20 protein-coding genes are annotated in these 15,626 nt (G+C 40.2%); 2 read left to right on the top strand and 18 right to left on the bottom strand.

Translation table 11 applies throughout. From position 1 onward, the window contains the following. Position 1: 1 nt before the first annotated feature. The 15 genes from ADH49_RS08955 to ADH49_RS09030 all read right to left on the bottom strand — a co-directional run bounded on the left by ADH49_RS08955 (position 2) and on the right by ADH49_RS09030 (position 9,259). The gene (locus tag ADH49_RS08955; RefSeq protein WP_048691815.1) at positions 2 to 391 is read right to left on the bottom strand and encodes an Imm50 family immunity protein; all 390 of its coding nucleotides are present in this window, start codon (positions 389 to 391) and stop codon (positions 2 to 4) included. Positions 392 to 488: 97 nt separating this feature from the next. Then, positions 489 to 1,115, bottom strand: a complete 627-nt coding sequence (locus ADH49_RS08960) for a hypothetical protein (protein ID WP_048691817.1) — start codon at positions 1,113 to 1,115, stop codon at positions 489 to 491. A 1-nt stretch (position 1,116) separates the two neighbouring features. Next, a complete protein-coding gene (locus tag ADH49_RS08965; RefSeq protein WP_048691819.1) occupies positions 1,117 to 1,632 on the bottom strand; it encodes an Imm26 family immunity protein in 516 nt (171 codons plus the stop codon). A 31-nt stretch (positions 1,633 to 1,663) separates the two neighbouring features. Continuing rightward, a complete protein-coding gene (locus tag ADH49_RS08970) occupies positions 1,664 to 2,224 on the bottom strand; it encodes an immunity protein (RefSeq protein WP_048691821.1) in 561 nt (186 codons plus the stop codon). Positions 2,225 to 2,296: 72 nt separating this feature from the next. Further along, positions 2,297 to 3,106 carry a pentapeptide repeat-containing protein gene (locus tag ADH49_RS08975; protein ID WP_048789726.1) on the bottom strand — a complete coding sequence of 270 codons (810 nt, stop codon included), beginning with the start codon at positions 3,104 to 3,106 and terminating at the stop codon, positions 2,297 to 2,299. Between the two features lie 334 nt (positions 3,107 to 3,440). Further along, positions 3,441 to 4,151: a hypothetical protein gene (locus ADH49_RS08985; protein ID WP_048691828.1), complete on the bottom strand. Its 711-nt coding sequence runs from the start codon at positions 4,149 to 4,151 to the stop codon at positions 3,441 to 3,443. Between the two features lie 107 nt (positions 4,152 to 4,258). After that, positions 4,259 to 4,849, bottom strand: a complete 591-nt coding sequence (locus tag ADH49_RS08990; protein WP_152904163.1) for a hypothetical protein — start codon at positions 4,847 to 4,849, stop codon at positions 4,259 to 4,261. Between the two features lie 43 nt (positions 4,850 to 4,892). Then, entirely contained in the window at positions 4,893 to 5,282 is a 390-nt protein-coding gene (locus ADH49_RS08995) for a hypothetical protein (RefSeq protein ID WP_239681829.1), read from the bottom strand. Between the two features lie 52 nt (positions 5,283 to 5,334). Next, positions 5,335 to 5,673, bottom strand: a complete 339-nt coding sequence (locus ADH49_RS09000) for a DUF7716 domain-containing protein (protein ID WP_048691833.1) — start codon at positions 5,671 to 5,673, stop codon at positions 5,335 to 5,337. An 18-nt stretch (positions 5,674 to 5,691) separates the two neighbouring features. Continuing rightward, a complete protein-coding gene (locus tag ADH49_RS09005) occupies positions 5,692 to 6,141 on the bottom strand; it encodes an SMI1/KNR4 family protein (RefSeq protein ID WP_048691836.1) in 450 nt (149 codons plus the stop codon). A 137-nt stretch (positions 6,142 to 6,278) separates the two neighbouring features. Then, positions 6,279 to 6,977, bottom strand: a complete 699-nt coding sequence (locus tag ADH49_RS09010; protein ID WP_048691839.1) for a 3-oxoacyl-ACP reductase — start codon at positions 6,975 to 6,977, stop codon at positions 6,279 to 6,281. Further along, positions 6,970 to 7,206 (bottom strand): DUF2829 domain-containing protein, encoded by a 237-nt coding sequence (locus tag ADH49_RS09015; protein ID WP_000141913.1) that lies wholly within the window; start codon positions 7,204 to 7,206, stop codon positions 6,970 to 6,972. The genes ADH49_RS09010 and ADH49_RS09015 overlap by 8 nt, the downstream gene beginning before the upstream one ends. A 102-nt stretch (positions 7,207 to 7,308) precedes the next feature. After that, a complete protein-coding gene (locus tag ADH49_RS09020) occupies positions 7,309 to 8,139 on the bottom strand; it encodes a hypothetical protein (RefSeq protein WP_048691842.1) in 831 nt (276 codons plus the stop codon). Beyond that, positions 8,136 to 8,936, bottom strand: coding sequence for a hypothetical protein (locus tag ADH49_RS09025; RefSeq protein WP_048691844.1), 801 nt, complete (start codon positions 8,934 to 8,936; stop codon positions 8,136 to 8,138). The genes ADH49_RS09020 and ADH49_RS09025 overlap by 4 nt, the downstream gene beginning before the upstream one ends. Beyond that, on the bottom strand, positions 8,933 to 9,259 hold the full coding sequence (locus ADH49_RS09030; RefSeq protein ID WP_048691846.1) for a PadR family transcriptional regulator: 327 nt from the start codon (positions 9,257 to 9,259) through the stop codon (positions 8,933 to 8,935). The genes ADH49_RS09025 and ADH49_RS09030 overlap by 4 nt, the downstream gene beginning before the upstream one ends. 235 nt (positions 9,260 to 9,494) lie before the next feature. Between ADH49_RS09030 and ADH49_RS09035 the strand changes: the two genes are divergently transcribed. Next, a complete protein-coding gene (locus ADH49_RS09035) occupies positions 9,495 to 11,459 on the top strand; it encodes a peptide ABC transporter substrate-binding protein (protein ID WP_048691848.1) in 1,965 nt (654 codons plus the stop codon). A 109-nt stretch (positions 11,460 to 11,568) separates the two neighbouring features. Here the strand turns inward: ADH49_RS09035 and ADH49_RS09040 are convergent, their stop codons facing one another. The 3 genes from ADH49_RS09040 to ADH49_RS09050 all read right to left on the bottom strand — a co-directional run bounded on the left by ADH49_RS09040 (position 11,569) and on the right by ADH49_RS09050 (position 14,771). Then, positions 11,569 to 13,578, bottom strand: coding sequence for an FtsX-like permease family protein (locus tag ADH49_RS09040; protein ID WP_048691851.1), 2,010 nt, complete (start codon positions 13,576 to 13,578; stop codon positions 11,569 to 11,571). Continuing rightward, positions 13,571 to 14,338, bottom strand: coding sequence for an ABC transporter ATP-binding protein (locus ADH49_RS09045; RefSeq protein WP_048691853.1), 768 nt, complete (start codon positions 14,336 to 14,338; stop codon positions 13,571 to 13,573). The genes ADH49_RS09040 and ADH49_RS09045 overlap by 8 nt, the downstream gene beginning before the upstream one ends. A 175-nt stretch (positions 14,339 to 14,513) precedes the next feature. Then, positions 14,514 to 14,771 carry a SemiSWEET family transporter gene (locus ADH49_RS09050; protein ID WP_003006102.1) on the bottom strand — a complete coding sequence of 86 codons (258 nt, stop codon included), beginning with the start codon at positions 14,769 to 14,771 and terminating at the stop codon, positions 14,514 to 14,516. A 289-nt stretch (positions 14,772 to 15,060) separates the two neighbouring features. Here ADH49_RS09050 and ADH49_RS09055 point away from each other — a divergent pair, with 289 nt between their 5' ends. Continuing rightward, positions 15,061 to 15,324, top strand: a complete 264-nt coding sequence (locus ADH49_RS09055) for a SemiSWEET family transporter (protein WP_006596747.1) — start codon at positions 15,061 to 15,063, stop codon at positions 15,322 to 15,324. Positions 15,325 to 15,626 lie beyond the last annotated feature (302 nt).

Raw genomic sequence — 15,626 nt, forward strand, 5'->3', positions numbered from 1 at the left:
TTTAAGTATCAATCTTCACAGGACCAATCTCAGCAATTCTAACTAGGTCAGAAGAACCCGATAACATCACATCATTTTGGTTTATAAAATTGAATTCAACCTTATTCTCTAAAAAGAGCAGTTCCAGTTGTCCCTTAACCTTATGAATCCCCTTAGAATAAAAATGGATTTCATCTAAATTAAAAAACTCTAAATTAATTTTTATGGCATTAAATGCACTTTTCTGCCACTTTTCAGGAAAATTAGTTGGGAAATCATATAAATAAAGGACAAGATCTAATTTGTAATCGTAACATAATACAGTATCAAGAAATACATTATTCAAGTCCAAATCACCATCAAACAAATGAATAATCTTTTCCTTCCCCACTACTTTTTCAAACCATTTCACAGTAAGAACTCCTTTTTAAAAATGAATAAAAGTATTATTTTTAAGAGTTTTTGTTTCGCTCTTTAAGGAGATGGTAACTTCTCTCTCTAAGTAGGTCTTAGAATAGCCTAATCCTCCTGCCGTCCTTTCCTTTGGATACATCCTCAATGATCGTATTTATATGTACTTCATTAAATTGACAGGAAAAGTCTACAATTTTCTGGCGATTCTGATCTGGATATAGATAAGATGCAGCCAAAATGAACATAAACGGAGCGATTGTTCCTCTTATATTTTCCAAATAAACATCCTTGGTGATAAAGGTCATGATTTTCTCAAAATCGTCATCTTTCAGCACAATCTTTCTTAGATAGAGTGCTGCACAAGCACCTGCAGCTTGCAATAAGTTATTCGATTCCAAGGACTCATAAACAAAAGACAAGTTCTCTGTTTCTAAATTTTCTAGATAAGCAATCGCTACTGCTAGAGAGCGATAGGTTACAGGGGTTGGGATGTCTCTCAGCAGTAATGACTTGAGATAGGGGACTTCTTCTGTACAATCCGTTGCGGCCATGGCGTAGAGCAAGTACATTTGTGATTCCCATGATTTAGGCTTTTCCATCTCCCCTTCCAAGGCCTGATGCAAGAATGGTCCATATCCTTTTAGTCTGTCCTTTAAAATTTTTTTCGCTGCCTTTTTTACCAAGGGCGTACGTCCTGAAGTTAACTCATCTACATAGTCCATCTCAAACTCCTTTATTTCCTCTGCTTGCCAGTTCTTCTTCCAATATTCTGTTATAAACTATACTTCCGACACAGGCTTCCCAGTCCAGCTCCTTAACTTCTTCCCTAGAAAAAAACTTAGGTTCCCGCCTACCATCTAGCCAGACCTTCCCAAAGTGAAGACCATTTGGGTCTCCCCACTTAAAGGCTAAATCCTTAAAAGGGCTTGGATCAAAATCCGCTTGGTGACCAATTATCTGCCAAGTCCATACTGGACTTCGATCAAACAAGGTGAAGGAATCTACAATGATGGGCTTACCTATAAATTGAGCACGACTTAGCTCTTCAACTGTTATAGTATGACTTGCTTGAAAGATATCGAAAAATTGGATGACATGACCAACATTCACTTTTCCAAGGATTTGACCAAATACAAACATTTCCTCCGAAAATTGATAGCAAAAAATATCACCAATTTTAATAAATCGAAGTTTTGTTCTTGGCTTTTCATTCCAATCTCGAATCTTTATCTGGGTCATTTGTTCTCCATTATTTATATAATTCCAAGTCCTACTGCTCTTTATTTAAGATATGAAAGAGATCATCTCTTAGAACAATTCCATCGTCTTCTATCAAATAGGCCATGTGCTCCCAGAAAGGAACTTCTTGTTCAAGGGGCTTTTCTAAGGCAAGTACTTGATCCTTCAAGTGTGCTGCAATTTCTTCGACTTCATCTTGCTCAATCTCATAAAACTTTGCTTTCAAAAGAAAGATGCTTGATAGAAAGAGCGAATAAGAGGAAACAAAAGTATGTAAGGAAGAATTGACATAAACCTTCGATTCTTGAAAAATTTCCCTTCCTTCTCGATTGCAAAGCAAGAAGATCTGCTTCTCTTCTCCTATTACAAAAGCACCTAAAAAACACTGACCAAAAAGCCTATAGACCTCTTGCTTTCTCCTGAGTTCGACTAGTTCGTCACCTGCTTTAACAAAAGAAAATCCCATTTTAGAATAATCCTCTAAATATGCCAAAAGGTTGAAACGGACCTCATCCAAACTAAATGGTTTCTCCTCTGTAGGCACCACACAAAAACCTTGCTCCTTCACTAATTCATTGATATTGACTGTCATTTCTCTATCCGATCTCCCTTTTTTTGCTTACCTATTGGCAATTATCTCAGTCATTTTTCAAACAAGAGCTAGTTACTTCCATTCAAGTCCCAAACACCTAGACACATCCTCAAAATAATCATCCCAGGCCCATTTGTAATCTTTGCGACTCATCAAGTAATCCACATACTTTTCATTCATCCAACTTTCTGTATAAATAGAAAGGGCCTGCCTTTTTCTATCATCTTGGATTGTCGCAATTTTTTCCTGAGCCTTCTTTGACCGTTCACTCAGATTTTTTATATAGAGAATATCTGGATCCGAGGGACAAATGGTCTCTGTCAAATCACACCTTGTAAACTCGACAAAACTGAGATGAGCCTCTGATAGATCTGCATATAACTTTTCTACTTTCTTTGTTTTCGACCCAAAGGTACATTCAGACAGTTTTCCAACAATTTTATTCTGCTGAAATTCTGGTAGAGGAAAGAAAATATCGTTCATCCTACACTTTTTAAAGAGACAATCTCTCATCTCGCTGACATTCTCTAAAAGAGGACGCTTCATCTGACAAGAAAGGAAGGTAGACGATATTATGTGACTGTCATAAAATAATGTTCCCTTTAAATTGCAGCTTTTGAAAGTACAGTTTCGAATAACTGTATGATTTTTAAAGCCGATGTCCCTTAAATCGCAGTTTTCAAAAACGACATTCTCAAAGATACAGTTTTCAAATATGACTCGTGAACCCTCTAGTATACTGATGCTTGTATCCTTAAAGTGCTGATTACTAATGAAACGAATCCTACTCGCTTCCTCTATTAGATTTTCAATCGATAGCTTCTCACCACTGTTTAGGATGACCTGGCCATCCTTTATGATAATCCCATCTTTCTCAACCATATCCTGCTCCATTTTCTAGTGCTTCTTTTGTTATCGACTAGACCTAGTAGTAAGCGACTTCCCCTATACCATATTCTAAAATTTCAAAACTATTGAGGGAGAATTTAAGTCCTCTACCATGCTCCGAATCCTCTCTCAGTCCAAATTCCAAGCCGAAAATTAAGTCAACGTCACTTTGTTCAGACAAGATAAAAATGGAAAGGATTCTTGCATGTGATAGATCTGTAAATTCCTCCTGAATTTTTTCCAAAGCTTTTGGATACCATACTGATGATTGATCCAGTAGATGATCGAGAATATCATAAAATAGAAAAAACTGTTCTTATTGAATTCCTCATGTAGCATAATATTCAAACTCCTCAAACAACTCAAGCATATTTATTTTATCTATTGTTCGATACTTCTTCGGAATTTTTTTACAGTTTGTCTCAAACCATTCAAAATAAGCATTTTTCCATCTAGTAAACTGTTCCATTGCAACACGGCCTTTAGCCTTTTCTGGCACTTCCATTGCCCAAGACACATAGAGATCAAGATAAGCTGGTATTGTCATTCTATCTGGTTGCCAATCACTCAATCCTTCCTCGTCCTCGAAAGCGATCTCAATGTATTCAAGCAGAGCTTCAAAATATACATCGATTGCTAGTGCAATATAGATTTTTTTTTCTGGAAAATCTATATATACTATCTGTTTAAAACCTATCTCATAACCCTTCGGAGTATTTCTAAAAAAGAAATACTTCAAAATAACATCTATAGTTTTTGCAAGTGTTTCTGATGTAATAGTATGAGCTTCCACATAGTTTCTTAATAGTTCTTCCCACTCATCATTCATTTCTTGCGTAAATTTATGTTGCTCTGTGGGGAAACGTGCTAAATCAATAGCCAGAATAAACATATGTCCCAACATCTCTTCCTCTAGCAGATTTGTTAGAGCCAATTCTTCCATTTGTTTACTTATGGTTTTCAATGCTCTTGAGTAAATACAATTATGAGCAAAAGTTGCACTATCATTATCAAAAGGGGATATTCCGTATTTTGCCATTTTTATTTTCCTTGAATTTCAGCTAAGACTTCTCAATAGTCTTAATACTTCTATACTTCTTTTCTATTGAATTGATTTCCACAATCAGATTATCATTACAATAGAAATCAATCATCCAAACGTGTTTTGACATTTGCCTCCATCCAATCTAATACTCTAGGATCGGACTCTTTATATTTTTTTCCATAGATAAGAGCAAAAACTTCTAGCGAATCATAAACTGGCTGTAAAGGATATTCCTCCTTATACTTCTTGCTTGGCATTTGTCTGCAATTCTCATCTCGATACATTAGGTTATAGTTTCCAACATTTCGAAGTAATAGCTGATCCTCCTCCTCAAGGATAGACCTATTCCCTAATTTTTTCCATAATCCCCATTTCATAAAATAAGTACTTGAATAAATCGCTTTTTTGGTGTCAAATTCAATACTATCTATATCTATATCTTCAAGATTTACTACTTCCTTTGATAACACATAAGCGCACAATCCTTTAGTTTCGTAACTTAAATAGATTAAATGACAAGCAAAACATGGATCCGATTGATAAGGAGGTGTTAATAGGAAAACCTCTCCTTCAGTTAATTTGATTCTTTCTTTCATCAAAGGTTCCTCTCTCAGATTTTCAATCGATAGCTTCTCACCACTGTTTAGGATGACCTGGCCATCCTTTATGATAATCCCATCTTTCTCAACCATATCCTGCTCCATCTTCTAGTGCTTCTCTTGTTATCGACTACACCTAGTAGTAAGCGACTTCTCCTATACCATATTCTAAAATTTCAAAACTATCGAGGGAGAATTTAAGTCCTCTACCATGCTCCGAGTCCTCTCTCAGTCCAAATTCCAAGCCAAAAATTAGGTCTATATCCCTTTGTTCAGACAAGATAAAAATGGATAGGAGTGTGGCGTGCGCTAGTTCTGGAAATTCCTCCTGAATTTTTTCCAAAGCTTTTGGATACCATACTGATGATTGATCCAGTAGATTATCGAGTTTTGCTTTATAATACGGAGTCAACTCCTCATTGATAACTTCTAAAGAATCACTTAAAGCAAGACAGACCTTTTCTCTTTCCTCTGGAATCGATACAAACATCTCGTTATGGACATCAAATTTATATTCTCTCATCATTTTCTCTCCTTATGCTATCAGTCATCAGATACCATTTCTCTAATCAACCTAGCTAATCATTAAAGGGCATAAAGTTATCGTGCTGATTATAATAATTCAAAGCATCAACCAAGTCTTGGAGACTTGCATCTGGCTTTTCCTCAAGTGCAACCGAGAAGACATCAATCAACTGCTCTCCATAGTAGACTAGCTGGAGATCTTGCTCCACTACATCAGCAGGGTAAATATCACGGTCTTCCACGACATCCGGATAATTTGATACCCAATAGGACCTAGCTAGTGCTAGTTCTCCATCCTCCTTGCCATAGAGGCAAAAATCATCTGATACCAACTTGTCCACGCACACCTGCTCGATGATCTGCTCTAGTGAAAGTTCTTGGTGTTTCCGCATCTCTTCTCCTTTTTAGTCTCACTCTTCAACAAAGGTATTCAAAAAATCCTCAAAAGATGGCCATTGACCATACAACTCAGCTGTTTCTTCTAGAACATAGAAATACACCTTGCCATAATCCTCTTCCCTTAGAGAAAGAGCATAGTTACCCGATCCAGGATCATAGCCAAAATGGAGAAGATCTGTGGCCTTAAATCCCGCCGGCACAGCCTCATCGTCAAACCAGGTAAAAGACTTCTTCATCTCCTCAAGTGAATCAAAGGAATTGAAAGGAAAGAGATGACGGTCATCGTGAACACCCCTTACTTGGGGCTGGCCACCGTTGTACTTGAGATAAAAATCCTTCATGGCTTCCGGCAATTTCTTTCCAAGAATCTCCTCAAATTGTAAAAGATCTTCTCTTGAAATAGCTGGATCTGTGTCTGTCAATATGAGCATCTCTTCTCCTTTTTGAGTCTCTCTTTCCATAGTTTGACCTCCATATTACAGGTCCCTTTTAGGCTATCATACCATAAGATTCCCTTTCCATAAAGCTAAAATAGAAAATGAGCCCAGCGGTTCTACTAGACTCATTTCATTCTTATCTTTTTTGCTTATTTCAGCCCTTACTTCAAACTCCAACCACCATCAATCGTCAGGATCTGTCCTTGCATAGCTGTCGCCTTTCCGCTTGCCAAAAAGAGGCTGACTTCTGCCACTTCTTCTGGCTCTATCCAGCGCTTAATCGGCGTCTCACTGGCTACCCAGTCCGCTAAGCCACCTGGTTCAAAGTCCGCTGCGGTCATACCTGTTTTGACAGCTCCCGGCGCGATGCCAAAGACCTGAATCCCAGCTTCTGCATAATCCAGGGCCAACTGCTTGGTAAAGCCTGCTAGGGCATGCTTAGAGGAGGTATAAGCGTGACCACCGCCTCCCGCTAGGCTAGAAGCAATGGAGCACATATTGATGATGGTCCCTTGCTTCTTCTCCAACATCTGAGTCAGATAATACCGTGTCAGCTCTACCGGAGTCACATAGTTGATCTCAAAGATTTCCTGAATCTCCTGAGCGCTTTGCTCAAGGAGCGGTTTGTAGTCATCCAAGACCCCAGCCGTATTGCACAAGACATCGACCTCTGGACACCAGTCAAAAATCGGCGCCAAATCCAGGGTCAAGTCCCGCTGCAAGAAGTGAAAATCACCCGTCAACTGGGGATCCGCTCCCTGGTCCACTCCATAGACCTGGTAGCCCTTTTCTAGAAAGAGGCGAGCTTGAGCCAGACCAATTCCGGAACTCACGCCTGTAATCAAGACCTGTTTAGTCATGGACTTCCACCCAATCTGTCGCTAAGACATCACAAGGGGTTGGACTCCACATAGAGAAGCCTTCCCCTTCACCAGAAACGTTAATGAGGAAATAAGGCGTCACTTCTAGAGCCACCCCATTTTGCTCAATGGTATCAAAGAGCTGCACATAGTTCTCAGCTCCACCCCAACCAGTACGTACATATTTCTTTTTTGCCTTTAGTCCAGGCAAGATTTCTTCGAATGTCATGACCTTCTCCTTTGATTCATACTCTCTTTCATTATAACAAAAATCATGCTTGCTCGTTGTTTTTCAATTGCAAAAAGGAGGAGCCTCCTCCCCCTTTTCACTCTATTCTGCATGTTCTGTCTTGTTCTTTTTCAAGGCACGAATCGTGAACCAATAGTAAATCATCAATCCTATAACGATGATCACCGTCGGCAAAATGATGGTCATGCTAGAATTCTGAATCCCTTGGGCCAAAGTCCAACGATGCAAGAATCCCACAACTAAGAAGGCCAGAATAGGAAAGATGAAGGCACGAGCAAACTCCTCTTTCCACTGCCAGAGGATAAGTCCTGCACTAGCCCCTGTCATGATGAAGGTATCCCATGGACTAGGTACCGTCAACCAACCTAGAGTTGGCAAGAAACGGACCCCTACTATTTCACTGATGAAATAGATCCCAAGGACGAGAACGACTGCCACATAGAGTGCTTTTTTTAACTTTTCTTCTGCAAAAATAAGGCGACGTAGGAGATAAAATAGTAACCCAACGGCTAAAAGTCCCAAAATACTATCCGTTAGATAGACGAGGGGCTTAAGAACCAGGACTGCTTGCGAGGCAAACTCACTTAAGAGGCGATAAAAAATCACAATTCCCGAGACAATCGCCCCATACTTCAGAACAGACCGCGTAGATTCTTTAGGCATATTCTCAATGATTAGGTCTGCCATTCCCTTAGGATCCTGTCCAAAATAGTCCTTGGCCGTCAATCCATCTCCACTTGCTTGCGCAAAATCAAGCGCTAGATTATAGACCTGCTCTCTTAAAGCTTTTTCCTCATATAAGAAGCCGGCAAAATTGAAATAATCCCAGAGATCTTGGAAATAAGCTTGGTCCTCCTGGCTAAAGTTTTGAACCAAAGACTGCGTTTCTTCATAATAAATAGCTGATGTCATGATGTTTCCCCCTTTCTTTGGAGACGAAATACAATGAAGGACAAGACTAGTCCTATCAGAGGGAGTAGCCAGCGTAATAAATTAGCAGTTCCTGGATTCACAAAGCGAACACAGCATCCAGTTACAAAGAAAGTCACTCCCATGACCAGTAGGCTAACAGCAAGCCGTCCCTGATTTCTATAGGTCATGATCGTAAATCCAAGAAGAACCAGAAAAGCCAGAACAATCGCCCAACCATCTGGCAAAAGGATACTTCGATTCAGACTCAAATGGTCAGAAAACACGCGCTCTATCCTAGGAGACAGGATCAAACTAATCACACTGATAACAAGAGCCCAAGGCCACTTGATTTCCCCATAGCTCTGCTTGGACCAAAGCCACATCATAAATTGACTGTACACAAAGAAAATAAGTAGATCTAGCAGGTATGTTAAGGGAGCAATCACTAGTGGCAGCATCCAGGCAAAATCCATTACAAACCGCATGCCAACGAAAATCGTTCCAAGAATCAAGAATAACCCCACATAAGAACCTAGCCTGCGTCTAGGTAACTCCGAGAGAACTTGATCCACCATTGCCCGAGGATCCTTTCCGAAATAATCCACTGCCCGAATGCCTTCTTTCTCAGCAACTTTTAAGTCGCAAACCATATTGTAGAGCTGTTCACCGAGTGCTTCATCATCATAAAAATAGACCTTTGCCCCAATATAGGCCACCATTTTTTTCACATAGGCTTGATTCTCCTTATTTAGGTGCAACAATTCAGCTGACATTTTTTCTGTATAATCTTCGATCATGTTTCCCCCTCCTTTTTCACACGTTCTACTTTAATGACCAGATCCTGCCACTGGTTCCAAAATTCCTCTAGGCGCTCTCTTCCTTCCTTGGTTAGAGAGAAATATTTGCGATCAGGTCCATCCGGAGAGGGCCTCATCTCTCCTACTATGACTCCCTGCTTCTCTAGCTTCTGAAGCAAGGGATAAACGGTCCCCGCAACAATCTTATCAAAGCCGGTTTCCTTAAGACTTTGGATCAATTCATAGCCATAAATAGATTTCTTTGAAATAATTTCTAGAACACAACCTTCCAGAACACCCTTGAGCAATTGCGATTCTTTCATTCTTCTCCCCCTTTCTATACACCCTTCTTTTTAGCTAGTTTGTTTTACATACTAGTCTCCTCACTATTAGTATACTCCACCCAAACTAGTTTGTAAAGCATAATAGTGGGAATAATCAATAAAAATTAATACATCCGAACGTTATGACTAAATATACAATTAATTTCGAAAAATGATTGCTTTTTATAAAAAAAGGTGTATAATAATACAAAATCTTTATTAAAGGAGATAAGTGATGAAAAAATCTAAACTAGCTTTCCTAGCAGGTGTCACGGTTGCTTCAGCCCTGTTCCTTGCTTCATGTGGATCATCTTCAAAATCTTCTCAGACAAACACATACTCATACGTGTTTAGCACTGATCCAGATTCTTTGAACTACCTCCTTTCAAACCGTTCTACAACAAGTGACGTTACAACTAACTTGGTTGATGGATTGTTTGAAAATGACCAATACGGTAATCTCGTCCCTGCACTAGCGGAAGATTGGTCTGTTTCTAAGGATGGATTGACTTATACTTACAAACTTCGTAAAGATGCAAAATGGTATGACTCAGAAGGGAACGAATATGCAGATGTCACTGCACAGGACTTCGTCACTTCTCTGAAATACGTAGCTGACAACAAGTCAGATGCCCTCTACTTGGTTCAAAACTCAGTAGCCGGCCTGGATGACTATGTCACTGGTAAAAATACAGACTTCTCTAAAGTTGGGGTCAAAGCCGTTGATGACCATACCCTCCAATACACCTTGGCTCAACCTGAATCCTTCTGGAATTCTAAATTGACAACTTCGACCATGATGCCTGTCAATGAAAAATTCCTCAAATCTGCAGGTAAAGACTTCGGTAGCGTCAAACCTTCTGGAATCCTTTACAACGGTCCTTACTACTTGAAATCCTTCACTTCCAAATCTTTGATGGAGTTCACCAAGAACGAGAACTACTACGACAAAGACAATGTGAAGATTGAAAATATCAAATTGACCTACTTCGATGGTTCTGACCAAGACTACCTTGCTCGTAACTTCTCTGATGGAAACTTGACCACTGCGCGTCTCTTCCCAACGAGCTCAACATTTAGTACCATTGAGAAAAAATTCAAAGACAATATCGTTTATTCACCACAAGATGCGACTGTCTACTATGTTTACTTCAACGTAAACCGTCAAAACTACGGTCATACTGAGAAAACAACAGACGACCAGAAGAACCAAACCAAAACAGCTCTTCAAAACAAAAACTTCCGTCAAGCCATCAACTTTGCCCTTGATCGTACTTCACTAAGTGCCCAATCAAACGGGAAAGATGGCGCTAGCAAAACCCTTCGTACGCTTCTTGTACCTCCAACATTTGTGCAAGTAGACAACAAAGACTTCGGTAGCGTTGTCGAAGAAAAACTTGCTGCAACAGGAGATGATTGGAAGGATGTCAGCCTAGCTGATGCGCAAGATAGCATGTTCAATGCGGACAAGGCCAAAGCACAATTTGCCAAAGCCAAAGAAGAGCTCCAAGCGCAAGGTGTCCAATTCCCAATCCACATCGACTATGTAGTTGACCAGTCTTCTGCTAGCATTGTGCAACAAGCTGATTCAATGAAAGACTCCATCGAAAAAACATTAGGAAAAGAAAATGTCGTCGTGGATGTTCAGAAAATGTCTACGGAAGATGCTGACAATGCAACCTACTTCGCTCAAAGTCCTGATCAAAAAGACTTTGATATGGATATCGCTGGTTGGGGACCTGACTTCCAAGACCCATCAACTTACTTGGATATCTTCAATCCAGTCGATGGTTCAGCCTTAGCAGGAATGGGAATCAATCCGTCAACTGACCAAGCCCTAATTGAAAAACTAGGTTTGAACGAGTACAAACAACTATTGGATGATGCCAATGCGGAACAATTGGATACCAAAACTCGTTATGAAAAATATGCTGTTGCTCAAGCTTGGTTGACAGACAATGCCTTTGCACTTCCTGTCTACTCTAAGGGTGCTGTCCCTTCTATCACGAAGATCAAACCATTTACAAAAGCATTCTCCTTGATTGGTATCAAAGACGGGGCTAGCTACTACAAGTACATGGAATTACAAAGTGATACAGTCACAACGGCTGACTACGACAAAGCTTATAAGAATTGGTTGAAAGAAAAAGAAGAAACCAATAAAAAAGCACAAGAAGAACTTGCAAAACACGTGAAATAATCACGATAAAAACACCGGGGATGTAATCCTCGGTGTTTTTGGTTGAAAAAAGTGTTCCAGTTAATTTCTTCTTCACCTATTTTCCTAAGAGCTTCCATCGTATCAAACGCTACCTCACGACAATCTTCCGATAACTTCTGGAAGTCAGCAGAAAGACGAGGACATAGGAGATGAAAAAGACAGCGCAGATTGCTAAGGTTGTTTGAAGGACCAGTCCCGCATTGGTCGCTCCTAAGATGGCAACGATCTTTGCAATCATCTTGTAGGCTACTCCTAGGTACAAGAAGGAGAAGAATAGTGGAAGGAAAAAGACGGTGAGAATCTGTTTGCGAATGGTGGTGCCGGTTTGCTTTTGGTCCAATCCTACTTGTTGCAAGATCACAAAATTATCCCGATCCTCATGACCCTCTGAAATCTGCTTGTAGTAAATCACGAGAACTGTAGCTAATAGAAAGATGACCGATAGGAAAATCCCAATAAAGAGGAGAGTCCCTGCTGTTTCACGCCACTCCTTCTCTATGCTGTATCGTTCAAATCCACCAAAGAAAGTCGCACCATATTGACTCATTTTGTCTGTCGAATAAAGGTCTTTGATCAAGCCACTGATGAAATCTTGATTCTCTTTATCTTTTGCAGTAATAGCGAATTCCAAATTTTTATCAACTTTTAGTCCCAGTTGGTTCAAGTCAGGGAGGACAAGGTACAAACCCATTTGATGTTGAAACAGGTCGGATTGAGGGAGTTTTCCTTGGATAAAATTGGAGTCTAGTTTTTGTTTAATCGTGAAGGTCTTCCCATTGATTTCTAATTGCGAATCTAATTTTCCTGGATACTGATACCCATAGGCTAGGATTTCATTTTCTCCAAGCTCAACTTTTTGACCCGTCAGTTGCTCGTAAGTCGCCTGATCAAAAAAGTAGACTGTTCCCTCTGTCTTCATCTCCATCTCCTGACCAGCTTCTTGATAGGACTGTTCATAAACCTCTAAGCTCCTTCCATCAATCTTTCGAATTTCAGCCGACCAGTATGTTGTCTGTGCCACCTGATAATCTGATAGATTTGTCGCATCGGCTGTTTTCTTAATTTGAGCTTGAACATCCTTGATAACTGGTTCTGTCTCAGCATCTGAAGGCATATGCCCCACACTAATCATGTAATCAGAAGGGTAAACAGTATCTAGGTAGTTCTGTCCTCCAATAAAGATATTGAGCGACCCGGTTAAGGTGACCAAGACCATGGTGGAAAGAATACTAATGGTCGCAAGACCCGCTGCATTTTTTCGCATCCGTGCTATTAAGTTGGAGACAGATATAAAATTCTCTGGCTTGTAATAGTAGGATTTCCGACCTTTGAGAAATCTTAAGAAGGTAATAGATCCTGCGTTGAATAAAAGATAAGTCGCCAGAATGACTAAGATGACAGCAATAAAGAATCCTTGAACCGCTGCAACTGGACGCTCAACGGTTAGCGCTATATAAAACGCAATTCCTAAGAGCCCAAGTCCTAAAAGAGTTTGGACCAGCAAGAAGCGTCCCTTCTTCTCCCCTGCTTTTTTCTGTTGCATGAGGTGGAGGGAACTGTAGCGCAAGAGGCGGAAAGAATTCAACAAGAGAATGAGGGCAAAAGCTAAGGCTAACCCAAGTAAAGTGTTAAGAACAGCCCCTATCTGGAAGGTTGATTGAATGACGACTGGTAGCCCCATACATTTTAGGAGCAAGGCAAAAATCAGGCGATCAAATAAGAGCCCCAAACCCAGTCCTACTCCAACTGTGAGAACATAGAAGAAGAGCAATTCCCATAAGGTCATGATGAGGAGATGCTTCTTCTCCATTCCCAGAACACTGTACAAGCCCAGTTCTTTGGAACGGTTTTTCATGACAAAGCCATTGGCATAAGCCACCAAAATGATGACGACCAGCTGGACAACGAAACTACCAAAACCAAGAACAGTTCTCGCCGCCCCCCCTCCGTAAGAATCCTCTAAATGAGGGGTAGATGACAAGGCGATAAAACTATAAAGGATCATGGTCGTTAAAATGACAGCCAGGGCAAAGGGGTAATAGAGTTTGCGATTTTGTTTGAGGTTGGAAAGAGCTAATTTACTTGTTAATTTAAACATCACGATCCTCCTTTCCCGCCATGACTGTCAGAGTATCTGAGATTTCTTGGAACATCTGACGCTCTGTCTTTTCACCACGGAAGATCTGGTTGTAGAGGATCCCGTCCTTGATAAAGAGCACGCGCTTAGCCCGAGCTGCCGCTGCAGTTGAGTGGGTCACCATGAGGATGGTTTGCCCCATGCTATTGATATCTTCAAAGACATCTAGCAAAGCAGCCGAAGACTTAGAATCCAGCGCCCCTGTTGGCTCATCAGCGAGGAGGATTTCAGGTGAGGTGATAATAGCCCGTGCTACGGCCACCCGTTGTTTTTGCCCACCAGAGATTTCGTAAGGGTATTTTTCTAAGAGCTGGTGAATGCCCAACTCCCGACTCACGCTCTCCGCCTTACTCATCATTTCCTTGACTGGTCTGCGAGAAAGGACAAGAGGCAAGAGGATATTGTCCTTGACCGATAAGGTATCGAGCAAATTGAAATCTTGAAAGACAAAACCTAATTTTTCCCGACGGAAACTAGAGGCATCCTTGTTCTTGATGGTTGAGGTGTCGGTGCCATTGAGGTAGACCCGTCCTTCCGTCGGCTGGTCCAGCATGGCCAGGATATTGAGAAGGGTCGATTTCCCGGACCCTGATTCCCCCATGATGGCGACGTATTCGCCCTTCTCCACGGTGAAGTGGATATCTTTTAGGGCTTCGACCTGAGTTCCTTGGAAGCGGGTTTTGTAAATTTTTTTCACATGTTGTACATCTAATAAGGCCATTTTCATTCTCCATTTCCATCTAGTTATATGATTGATATTAATAGAACTTCTTACATCTCTATTGTAACGATTTGGAAAGAGATCTACAATAAGCTAACCTTTCATTTTCAACCTGATTTCTTACATTTCTGTAAGGTATTAAAAAACTAGCTTCCTTGCGGGAGCTAGTTCCTTCTTATAAAGCTGTGATGGCTGTGATCAAACCAAAGATGATCCCTGGAGCATTGGCTGCAGCAAGTGGGATATCGCGTTCTTTTTTGAAGAGTCCGTAGTAAACCCAAAGGCTACAGTTGATGGCTGCGACAAGGGGTTGAACAAAGTTCCCTTTGTGACCTGCGAGGTTATCCATGATTTGTGGGAAGTAAGACACATACATCATAACAGACATAAAGGTCGCAACCCAACCAAGAATTTTCATTTGTTTTTCATTCATTTTGAAACTACCATTTCCTTTTCTTTTTTTAAAGTATGCACTATTCTACCTTTTGTCCTTTACAAATTCAAGTCTTTTTTTCAAATGTTACCGAACTGTAAAGTGTCACAATCTTGTGATTTTGCAGGAAGATGGATTTCTTTTCGAGAGAGTCTTCTCTCTAGTTGCCATTTTTTTGACACTTTGTCTAATTCTTTTGCAAATGTGATCGTTTTCATTTTGCGTAGCATGCAAATTAATTGCATTTTCTTCCTACTTATGCTATTTTAATACACAGAGGTAAAATTTTATGAATAAACAAAAAATCAACAAAATCGTTGGCTCGATCGGTGCCTTTATTGGGATTATCGTTTTCATTGCCTACATCCCACAAATTATTGCTAATTTACAGGGAAATAAGGCCCAACCTTTCCAACCCTTGTCAGCTGCTATTTCTTGCTTGATCTGGGTCATTTATGGTTGGACAAAGGAACCTAAAAAAGACTGGATTTTGATCATTCCGAATTCGGCAGGTGTCATCCTAGGGGGATTGACTTTCCTTACATCACTTTAATAGAAAGTGAACAAAGACTGAACTCTACGGGTTCAGTCTTTTTTGTGTATCCCTTTGAAAAACAAAAACAATCGCAGTCGGTTTTCGTACAAAAAAGCCCGCTATGAGCAAGCTAAAAAAATTGACAATTCTTTTCTTTGAATAACCTATGCTGGATTATTGTGCAAAAATATCCAAATAATATCTGATTATTATTAGAGTATATTGAAACTTTCCGCTGTGAGAAAAGTGCCTGAAAAAATTATGTTTCAGGCACTCGGAATTATTGAGACCTTAGGCTCAATAATTAGTCATGGAACTTC

The organism is Streptococcus sp. 400_SSPC, assembly GCF_001072745.1.
Classification (GTDB): domain Bacteria; phylum Bacillota; class Bacilli; order Lactobacillales; family Streptococcaceae; genus Streptococcus; species Streptococcus xiaochunlingii.

Bases quoted from the DNA above. Each gene is read 5' to 3' on its own strand.
- ADH49_RS08960 (WP_048691817.1), bottom strand. From the start codon at position 1,115: ATGGACTATGTAGATGAGTTAACTTCAGGACGTACGCCCTTGGTAAAA.
- ADH49_RS08965 (WP_048691819.1), bottom strand. From the start codon at position 1,632: ATGACCCAGATAAAGATTCGAGATTGGAATGAAAAGCCAAGAACAAAA.
- ADH49_RS08970 (WP_048691821.1), bottom strand. From the start codon at position 2,224: ATGACAGTCAATATCAATGAATTAGTGAAGGAGCAAGGTTTTTGTGTG.
- ADH49_RS08975 (WP_048789726.1), bottom strand. From the start codon at position 3,106: ATGGTTGAGAAAGATGGGATTATCATAAAGGATGGCCAGGTCATCCTA.
- ADH49_RS08985 (WP_048691828.1), bottom strand. From the start codon at position 4,151: ATGGCAAAATACGGAATATCCCCTTTTGATAATGATAGTGCAACTTTT.
- ADH49_RS08990 (WP_152904163.1), bottom strand. From the start codon at position 4,849: ATGGTTGAGAAAGATGGGATTATCATAAAGGATGGCCAGGTCATCCTA.
- ADH49_RS08995 (WP_239681829.1), bottom strand. From the start codon at position 5,282: ATGATGAGAGAATATAAATTTGATGTCCATAACGAGATGTTTGTATCG.
- ADH49_RS09000 (WP_048691833.1), bottom strand. From the start codon at position 5,673: ATGCGGAAACACCAAGAACTTTCACTAGAGCAGATCATCGAGCAGGTG.
- ADH49_RS09005 (WP_048691836.1), bottom strand. From the start codon at position 6,141: ATGGAAAGAGAGACTCAAAAAGGAGAAGAGATGCTCATATTGACAGAC.
- ADH49_RS09010 (WP_048691839.1), bottom strand. From the start codon at position 6,977: ATGACTAAACAGGTCTTGATTACAGGCGTGAGTTCCGGAATTGGTCTG.
- ADH49_RS09015 (WP_000141913.1), bottom strand. From the start codon at position 7,206: ATGACATTCGAAGAAATCTTGCCTGGACTAAAGGCAAAAAAGAAATAT.
- ADH49_RS09020 (WP_048691842.1), bottom strand. From the start codon at position 8,139: ATGACATCAGCTATTTATTATGAAGAAACGCAGTCTTTGGTTCAAAAC.
- ADH49_RS09025 (WP_048691844.1), bottom strand. From the start codon at position 8,936: ATGATCGAAGATTATACAGAAAAAATGTCAGCTGAATTGTTGCACCTA.
- ADH49_RS09030 (WP_048691846.1), bottom strand. From the start codon at position 9,259: ATGAAAGAATCGCAATTGCTCAAGGGTGTTCTGGAAGGTTGTGTTCTA.
- ADH49_RS09035 (WP_048691848.1), top strand. From the start codon at position 9,495: ATGAAAAAATCTAAACTAGCTTTCCTAGCAGGTGTCACGGTTGCTTCA.
- ADH49_RS09040 (WP_048691851.1), bottom strand. From the start codon at position 13,578: ATGTTTAAATTAACAAGTAAATTAGCTCTTTCCAACCTCAAACAAAAT.
- ADH49_RS09045 (WP_048691853.1), bottom strand. From the start codon at position 14,338: ATGGCCTTATTAGATGTACAACATGTGAAAAAAATTTACAAAACCCGC.
- ADH49_RS09050 (WP_003006102.1), bottom strand. From the start codon at position 14,771: ATGAATGAAAAACAAATGAAAATTCTTGGTTGGGTTGCGACCTTTATG.
- ADH49_RS09055 (WP_006596747.1), top strand. From the start codon at position 15,061: ATGAATAAACAAAAAATCAACAAAATCGTTGGCTCGATCGGTGCCTTT.